Here is a 9,392-nt window from a genome sequence, read left to right as displayed (position 1 = left end):
GCGCGTTTGGGTGAGAAGGTGGTGAAGATGGGGGAATTTCGAGGAGAAAAATAACCACAAAGACACAAAGAACACAGAGTTTTTCTTTGTGGACATAAAGTACTTCTTCGTGAACTTTGTGTCTTCGTGGTAAGTTTTAAATTTAGTTTTGGGCGCTGGCTAAATCCGCGGGCGGCGGGAAATCGGGGCAGGTGAGATGATATTCTACCTGATCGCCGAAATACTGATTCCACTCGGCTTGCGTCAGGTTGCGGTTGGCACGGAAGCAGGCAAATTTCTTCCAGGCATCCAGGCTGACATCCCAGGTGTAGACGTTATCATCCCGGCTGGCGGCGGCCACAAGCGGCTGAGTGGGGCTGAACGCAACGCCAATGATCGAGTAGGGCGACCCCGAAAGGAAGCCAATCCGCTCCAGGCTGGTCATATCCCAAAGAATTACGGTGCCATCCGCACTACCGGAAACGAGCATTTTGCCATCTGAACTGAAGGCCATCTCGTTGACATCGCCCAGGTGGCCTGCCAATTGCGTGACCGGATCACCCGTATTCACATCCCACACGCGGATCATGGCATCGTACCCGCCGGAGAATAGCTGCTGACCATCGTGGCTGAACAACACCGTCGGAACCTGCGACAACGTGGTGATCGTGCGCACCGGTTCGCCTGTGGCGACATCCCACAGCACAATATTAAAGTCCAGGCTGCTGGAAGCCAGCAGGCTGCCATCGGGGCTGAAGGCTACGCTCAGCACACCGTCTTCGTGCGCGCCTGAGAGCGTGGCAACCGGCTCTTGTTGGGTTGTATCCCACAAAATAACACTGCTGTCATCGCTGCCTGCGGCCAGCAGGCTGCCATCCGGGCTGAAGGCCAAAGGCGAGTAAGCAGAATCTTGCTGCATTTCACCGATGACTTCACCGGTATCGGTATCCCACAGGAAGATCATGCCGTCCGTATCGCTGGATGCAAAGGTGTTACTGCCCGGATGAATGGCAATATTCCTCACCGGGGCTTCGTGGGCGCTCAATTCTTCAACTTCGGCTTCGTCGTCGGTTAAATCTTGCACGTAGACCGTAGAATCGTCACTGGCGTAGGCTAGCCAGTTTCCATCGGGGCTGAACTCAACTTCGTTGACATCGCCTTCGGGGTAGGGATATGTCACTTGCATGGAACTCCCCCCACTTTCCAGGCCCTCGGTGACGTTCCACAGGATGGCGGTTTGATCTATACCGCCGGAAAGCAGCAAGTTGCTATCGTCACTAATGGCAATGCTGAAAATTTCGCCAACATGCGCGCTAAGGAAGTTGACATCTTCACCAAAACCGCTGCCATCGCTCGTCAAGGGAACCAGAAGAACATCGCGGCTGTCTGTGCCGACGGCCAAAAATGCGCCAGCGGGATCGAAAACCAGGCTGTTGACAATGATCGTTCCGGGGTGTTCGAATTTCCCCAGATTTTCGCCGGTTTCAACATCCCAAAGTTGGACAAGGCCATTGCCGCCGCCAGAAGCCATGAGTGTGCCCTCACGGTTGAAGGCAACGGAGCGAGCGCCGGTATCCACGCCGGTATCTACGGTTTGAATAACTTCGCCGTTTTGCAGATCATAAATTTCAATATAGCCATCTATCGAGCCAATGGCGAGTGTTTCGCCTGCAGGGCCGTAGGCCACGCCGTAGTCGTAGTCATTGGCGTTATAAACCTGAATTTCTTCCAACGTCTCGGCATCATATTCAACGACCGTACCGTCATCATCCACAGCGGCAATCGTACTGCCGTCGGGGCTGTACATAATTTTGCGTATCCGGTTTCGCTGCTCGTTGGGAACGAATTCGCGGACGAGTTCATGCGTTCCGGCATCCCACACAGAGACCGAGCCGTAGTCGGAACCAATGGCGATTTGGGTTCCATCCGGGCTGATTTCCGCGGAGATGAGTTTTTCGTCTTCTTTCTCGAAGAGATGAATCAGCGTGAGCGTATCCAGATCAATTAGCCGCACTGTGCCGTCGGCGGATGCGGTTGTGATAATGCCCGTCTCGAGATTCATATCCACCGCGTAGACCTGGGCGGTGTGTCCGTAAATATAGCCATTAAGCTCTGGCTTGTGCATGACCACCGAGAGCAAACTGCCATTGACCTCGGCCCTGGTTTGGTCTGTGCTGTTGGTGTAGATTTCAGAGAGACGATTGGCTTCCAGACTGAGCAGGGAGGCCAAGTCGAGCCGTTCTTCCTGCTTGGAGGTGGCCTGCGCGGCGAGTTGGCGCACCAAATTCATTTGTGATTGCGTCTGGAAGTTGAGCCACTGGATGACGGCGGTGATACCCAGCACAATCGAGACCAGTAAGGCGATGGACACGCTGATCAGCAAATTCCTGCGCCTGCGCTTGGCATCTTCACGGCTATTTTGAATATAGACCGCCTGTAAATGCGTGGGCTGGGGTTCTTTGCCTTCGGTAGCATCCGACTGCCAGGTTTCGGCAGTATCCAGATCGGAGCCGCGTAGCAGGAAGCTTTTATCTTCCCCTTGCTGCCCCCACTCGATGGCCCGCTCCAGCAGACGCGTGTGTTCGCGCACCCACTCCAAGTCGGTGTTGATGGCTTCCAGCAGAAGGGGGAACGCGGCATCATAATCGTCATTTTGGCGCATGTATACCCAATTTGTGCGCGAAATACCCTCGGGGAGCGTATTCTCTTTGGTCGGCTCGCGGTGCAAAATGGGGATAAATTTCTTGTTATTTTCGCTGGCAACGCGGACTTCGTCCCCACAGACTTTTGAATCCAGCGAAGCGGGGCTAATGACAAAAATAAACGTATCGGCACCACCGATGGCGCGGGTGATTTCATCCATCCAATCCGCGGCGGCGGGAATATCTTCCCAGTCAATCCAGATGTTCTCCTCGGGAATGCCAGATTTCAGCAGTGATTTGTGCAACTGTTGCACAAATTCCTTGTCTTTTCGGGAATAGGAAATCATCATCGAAGCATGTTGCTGAGATGCGGCAGTTGTTTCTGTCATGGCGTTCTCCTAAAAAATATTTTGCCCCCAAGGCAAGGGATTTCGAATTTCCCCCAAAGTCTACCATATTTACCCTATTTGTAAAGTTATGCCACATTCAAGTACTGTGGATTTATGGTCTGGCTATATCATAGTTTCATTGCGCCGTGCAGATCAAAATAGAAAGCGGACACCCTAAAGGGCACACGTGACGCGAATTAGACTGATTTTCGTGTTTTTTTATTTTATCTGTGAAAATCCGCTGTATCCGCGTAATCCGCATTCTATTTTCACGTGAGATTTAACAAGTAATCAGGGTGTTAATGAGAAAACAGCCACCACCGGATCATGATCCGATTTGTGCAAGGGGCTGGTATCGTCGGGGGCGGGCAGGGCGTAGTCGGCGTTGACGTGCAGGATTTCGACGCGTGTCAGCCTTTCCATCAGGGCGGGGGTGACAAGTATGTGGTCGAGAACTTGTGAGCGCCCTTCGTAGATGTAGGTGTAGCGCGCTTCGGGGGGGAGTTCTTCAAATACGTGTACCAGCCCGGCATCCCGCAAGGTATCAATGGGGGGGGCATCGTAAAACGAATTCAGATCGCCCATCACGGCCAACAGGCCACTTTCATCGTCGGTCAAAATTTCACCCATCACGGATGCATTCCAGGCGGCCTGGGCGACCCGGCGCGGCTCGGTGGCGGCTTCGCCGCCGCTCATGGATGTGAAATGGTTATTGAGAATGGAGATTTTCATATCCCCGATCTGCGCCTGTACAAGCAGCGGCGGACGGCTGGTAAGGCCCTCCGGGGCGGGGAACTGCTCTTCATGCAAAATCATTGCTTTGTCGCCGCGCACCAGATAGCCAACGTCAATATAGCGGCTGTCTGTGCCTTCGATGAGTACAGGCAGATAGCCGTATTCGGCAATCGATTCGTGTTCGGCAATATCTTCAAGAATGCCAATATTCTCCACTTCTTGCAGGCCGACCACCGTGGGCAGGCCCGCGGCGACGATGGTGTTGGCAACTTTGGCGATCTGCGTGCGATATGCCTCAATGCCCGGCATATCGGGGCTGCTGGGGTGCGGATCGGTGAAATCAAAGAGATTTTCGACGTTCCAAGTCATCAGACTGAATTCATCGTCGGCGAGCGGGGTGAGTACAGCGAGATCGTTTTGCGCGGCCTGCAATGCGGGCGTTGTCACCGGCTCGAGTTTGTATTGTCCGTAGGTGTAGGCCAGCGGCCCAATGAGATTGGTCACCTGATCGCCGCTGTTGACGGCGTAGGCCATTGTGGATCGGTCATCATGCGTGCCGCTGCTGCCATCATCGACCACAATGGCGATGCCGCTCTCGTCGCCGCGCCACAGGCGCTCGATACCGTGTTCGGCGCGCACCAGCGTGTATTCGCCGTAGCGGTTGCTGGGGGCCACAACGATGGCAAGCGCGGTGACCTTCACAAACATACCTTCCAGGCTTTCGTAGTAGGCCAGGGCAGCGGCTTCGTCGGCGGGGGGATTGAGTTCTTCGGCGGGGGGCAGGGCGCGCGCTGTGCCGAGTACGACAATATCTTCGAGCGAAGTGATTTCAAGTTCGGTGTGGCTGTAATATTCGTTCACTACCCCGCTGACCTGCACTTCGTCGCCGGGCAGCACTTCGGGGGTCAGCGTGTTGGTGTAGACAAACAGCCCGTCAGATGTGAGGGGGTTGTAGTCAGTTTCGAGGGTTTGAATCCAAAAACCTTCCAACTCGGGGAAAACACCGGTGACAAGGCCGCTGGTGGTGACGCGTTCGCCAGCGTAGGCCGAACTGGCACCCTCCCCCTGAATGGCCCACACGGGGATTTGCTCGCCAATAAATAGGTCAAGCGCCGTGCTTTGGGCAGAATCCACTCCGGGGGCAGCCACCAACACCGGTTCCAGCCGCACGGCGGCTTCGCTGGTATCCACTTTGGCCTGATAACTCACACTCGCTACGCTCGCCGCAGTTCCCTCCCCATCCAGTTCATCCAGAATCCAGGTAATTATTTTTCCAGCCTGCTCGCCGCCGTCGCTGATTTCTAGCACCCCTAAATCAAAGTCGGGCAGCGAGGCCGTAATGACGATATTGTGCAGAATGTTGGGGGTGTGATTGGTGACAGTGAGCGTCACGGTGAAGGCTTCGCCCACTCGGATATTGACCGGGGCGTTGATGGCAATTTCGAGCACCGGTGGGTAAACTTTGGCGAGATCAGCCTGAATGCGCGGATAAATGCGGGCATTGTCGTCGGTGACTTCGAGCACGCCGGTGATGGTGTAGATTTCGCCGCTCTGGATGGATTGCATATTGATTTCGGTGAGTTTATCGACGTAAATTTGAGCGAGGTGACCGTCTGAGTCAACCAGATCGATCTCGTGGCTGTAGGCGAACTCCTCCACGCGTGCTACTGTTCCCTGGGCCTGGATCAAACGCCCGGCGAGAGTCTCGCTTTCGGTGGCCGCGTCCCCCACGCTGACCGGTGTGGGAGGGTAGTACGTCTCGGGGGAGCCTTGCTCGATAATTTCTATACCCTCGGGCGCGGGAGCCAACTCCATTGTGCCGCGGTAAAGCAGCAGCAGGCCGCGCACGCGCACGCGGTCGCCGAGCGCCACATTGACATCACCTTCGCCATCGTCAATCCAGACTTGCAGGCCGCCGGTTTCATCTTCGATGTAGAATTTGGTGTTGCCGTTTCCGGCGAAGTAGCCGCCCGTGTACATGGTGGCGATGCCCTCGACGACGATTTTCTGATCGACGAGCGTGCGCGCTGTCCCGATGGGGATGGCGCCGCCGCCGACCGCGGTGCGGGCGGGGGCGCTCTGCGCCAGCAGAGCGCCTGCGGCTGAGGCCGCGGCGGCGTTGGTCGTGGTCACAGTGAGATAGGTCCACGGCGCTTTGAGGGTAATTTCGGCGGTGACGTTTTCGCTCGCGGCGAGCGTCGTGATGGGCAGCAGGACGATTTGATGTGTTTCGGCGAGTGTATCCATGCCGAAAAAGGCTGGTTGTGATGCAATTTCGGCATCGTCGGGCAGAGCGATGATCTCGAATTCGTTGGGGATGGGGATTTGGACGGTAAAGTCATTAACGGCCAGCGCACCCGCGTTTTCGATGACGATGCCTGCACCAAATTCTTCGCCGGGATTGACGGTTGCGGGGAAGTTGAGCGTCAGGTTGATGTCAGTGCTAAAGGATGTGTTTTGGGGTCGGGGAGCGTCATTGAGCAAATATTCGCTCCCAGTGAGGGTGAGCGCAACGCCGTTTTCCATCGCCGGGGCGGGCTGGGCGTCAAAATCGCTTTGCGGGCCAGCCCCCCAGACGAGGGTATAGAGCGGAGAATTATCTTTGGCGCGCAGTTGCAGCCCGCCGCGCTGCGGCACGAGTGGCGCTTCGATGAATGCGTCCACGGGCAGGCCGTAATCTTCACTGGCGCGGCCCAAGAGATAGCTGCCTCCTGGCGGGATCAGCGTGGGCGCATCCCAGCGGTAGATGCTCTCGATGTCGCCACCATCGCTGAGTTGATGCCATAACGTCAGGCCGTGCAGGTCAAAGGGTGCCGCGTCGTTAGGATTGGTGAGTTCGATATAGTCGTAGTTATTGTTGCCGGGGATGCCGCCGAGAACTTCGGCAATCAGCACAGGGGATGTGGAGATCGTGTCAGGTGTTGGTGTATCAGGCGTGGCAGTGGATGTCGGTGCGGCGCAGGCGGTGAGGAGAAACAAACCACAAAGAACACAAAGGTACACAAAGCTTTTCTTTGTGGTTCTTTGTGCTCGCCTGTACCCTTCAGGGTATTGTGGTGAAAAAATCTGGAAAGTTTTTTGCATCATCTTGTCTCCGGAATGGTGCAGATGACAGTCACTTTTATAGTGACTGTCATCTTACTCTAACTTTAAATCATCGCTCCAGTGGATGCCCTCGCGGGCGAGATAGTAGCCACCCAGCAGGGTGATCGGCAGCCATAGAGCGACGTGCAGCACCAGCGTATATCCGGCGGCGATGGCGCCCGGCACGCCGTAGGCTTTGAGTACGGCGATGCCCGGCGCGTCAAACGTGCCCACGTATCCCGGCGCGGAGGGGATGGTCGTTGCCAGATTGACGATGCCGTTCATCAGCATCAGGGCGAAGAAGCTGACTTGAAAATTGAAGGCGTGCATCACGAACCAGTATTTGCCAGTCTCGAGGAGCCAGATAATCACCGAGGTGAAGAATACCATCAGGGCTTCGCGCGGCGAGCGCAGGGATTCCAGGCCGCCGAGGAAGCGCAAGGCTAAGGCGAGAAATTTCTCGCGGAAACGCTCCGGGATGAGGCGCGCTACACTCCAGCGCGTGATTCTCTCGGTCACGGTGGGGAACATGGCTGCCAGCAAAAAGACGAGTAACACCCCCACGAATGCCGCCGCCCCCCACAGGGCTAAAGTCTGAATATCCCCTACAAACCCTGAATCAACTGTCAGGCGCGCCAATTCCGGCAAATTCAAGAACACAAAGGCCAGCATCACCACGCCATCGAAAACGCGCTCCACGATGATTGTCGCCAGCGAGGCCGAAACCGGCACGGCTTCACGCCGTTTGAGCACTACTGCCCGCAGAATTTCTCCGGAGCGCGCCGGGTAGATATTGTTGCCCATATAGCCTATGGCTACAATCGGGAACATTATGCGCGTGGGCACGGCTTTGATCGGCCTGAGCAGGTAGTGCCAGCGCCAGGCGCGCACCCATACGCCAATGAAATAGACTGCTACGCCGGGCAGCAGCCAAATATAGCGCGCCCCTGCGAGAGTCTGCCACATATCGCCCACACGCAGGCCGCGCAGGGCAAAATACATAAAGAAGATGCTGATGAGCACCCCCAGCCAGAATTGCCATTTTTTCATAGTTTGGATTGTACCAAATAGACAGGATTGAAGGTTAAACGTTGCAGGTTGAAGGTATTATTTCTAACCTTCAACCTGCAACGTTACATATTACGATGGTATGGTCAAAAATATGCAGACACTTTTTGTCCATCAGGGACTGTCATTCCGACCGCAGGGAGGCATCCCAGTAAAAATACGTAAACTTTCACCTGTGTGGGTATTTATGTACGCCAATTCTCAGGGATTTCTCGCCGCTGGCTCGAAATGACAAACTAAAAGTGTCCACTAATTTTCTTGCAAATATGAACTATTCCATTACGACTCATGTATTCCTATTTTGTGAGCATTTTCTTGCGAAAGTGTGTAAGCCCTGCTGGAAATGCTTACGGATATGACGCGGGTTTGACGGTTGGGGTATTTTGGGTTTGCAAGATGAACCCGATGCCGATAACGACGAAGATCATGCCGAAGAGCATCGTCAGGGTAATTTTCTCATCTAACAGCAGCGCGCCACTGATTACCGCGACTACCGGAATCACATATGTGACCATCGCTGCGACAGTTGGCCCAAAACGCGCCGTATTGGAAAAGTCGAGCAGCATGGCGAAAAAAGTGCCCGCAATCGCGGCATAGAGCAGCACCAGCCATCCGCTGGTATTCACCTGAGACATATCGTATCCGGCAACCAGCCATGTGAAGGGGAAAATCGCTAATGAAGCTGCGCTCATACGCACAACAGCTACGTCCGATGAGCGATAGTTTCTCATTTTCTTGCGGACGTATATCCCCATACTACTGGCTGAAATAATACCCGCGAAGACCAGCGCATAACCGATCAGGTTGCCTTCTCCTGAGGTGGCAAGGCCGCTTTCACCGCGTATCGTCAGCAGCAAACCGCCGATCAATGCCAGAGCAATGCCGATGCTCTTGTGCCAGCTGAGTTTTTCATCGGGGAGCAGGAAATGCGCCATCACCACAGTAAATGCCGGGGAGGTTGTCATCAACACCGAGACAAGTCCGCTGGACAGGTATTGCAACGAACTGGTAAAAGAAATCATGGGTAAGGCGGTCCCAAAAATCCCTAGAATAATCCCCCGTCGCCAGAGAGTGCGGTCTTTGGGCCACTTTCGTCCGCCGATTGAAAACGTATAAATAATCAGAAAAGCCAGCCCGGCGAGACTTAAACGCAGGCTGACGTAGGTTAGCGGGGCCATTTGCCCGACGCTGAAGCGCGAGGCGACGAGTGTGGTGCCAAAAAGGGTACCAAGTATAATGATGTTGGGGGCGGCGCTGTTCTTCAATGTTGCTCCAATGGCACGGTTTCAGAATTTGTATTATACGCCTTAATCTGAATGGCGCTGATAATAATGAAGGCAAAGATTCATATTAAGTCGTCAGGATTGCGCCTGCGCAGGCGCAATCACAATGAACCCCAACCGGGTTGGGCTGGTAATACATCTAACAACATTGGGCTAACGCCAATACTGTTTAGATAAGCAAGACAACGGCTTCAGAAAAAGCTTTGGTGGGT

The 9,392-nt window shown here is 54.7% G+C and carries 4 protein-coding genes; all 4 read right to left on the bottom strand.

The genetic code is table 11. The features are described from left to right. Nucleotides 1–142: 142 nt before the first annotated feature. Complete coding sequence (locus tag HN413_11300) at nucleotides 143–3,010, bottom strand: TIR domain-containing protein (protein MBT3390983.1); 2,868 nt, start codon at nucleotides 3,008–3,010, stop codon at nucleotides 143–145. 291 nt (nucleotides 3,011–3,301) lie between these two features. Next, nucleotides 3,302–6,724 (bottom strand): hypothetical protein, encoded by a 3,423-nt coding sequence (locus tag HN413_11295; GenBank protein MBT3390982.1) that lies wholly within the window; start codon nucleotides 6,722–6,724, stop codon nucleotides 3,302–3,304. Nucleotides 6,725–6,883: 159 nt separating this feature from the next. Then, the gene (locus HN413_11290; GenBank protein ID MBT3390981.1) at nucleotides 6,884–7,879 is read right to left on the bottom strand and encodes a flippase-like domain-containing protein; all 996 of its coding nucleotides are present in this window, start codon (nucleotides 7,877–7,879) and stop codon (nucleotides 6,884–6,886) included. Between the two features lie 365 nt (nucleotides 7,880–8,244). Beyond that, nucleotides 8,245–9,162: a DMT family transporter gene (locus HN413_11285; GenBank protein MBT3390980.1), complete on the bottom strand. Its 918-nt coding sequence runs from the start codon at nucleotides 9,160–9,162 to the stop codon at nucleotides 8,245–8,247. Between the last annotated feature and the right edge of the window lie 230 nt (nucleotides 9,163–9,392).

The sequence above is a fragment of the Chloroflexota bacterium genome (assembly GCA_018648225.1).
GTDB lineage: Bacteria > Chloroflexota > Anaerolineae > Anaerolineales > UBA11858 > NIOZ-UU35.
Note: the sequence above shows the minus strand (reverse complement) of the source record. Positions and strands in the feature narration are given on the sequence as shown.

What these genes read in the sequence shown, in the direction of transcription:
- HN413_11300 (MBT3390983.1), bottom strand. Translation starts at nt 3,010, where the DNA reads ATGACAGAAACAACTGCCGCATCTCAGCAACATGCTTCGATGATGATT.
- HN413_11290 (MBT3390981.1), bottom strand. Translation starts at nt 7,879, where the DNA reads ATGAAAAAATGGCAATTCTGGCTGGGGGTGCTCATCAGCATCTTCTTT.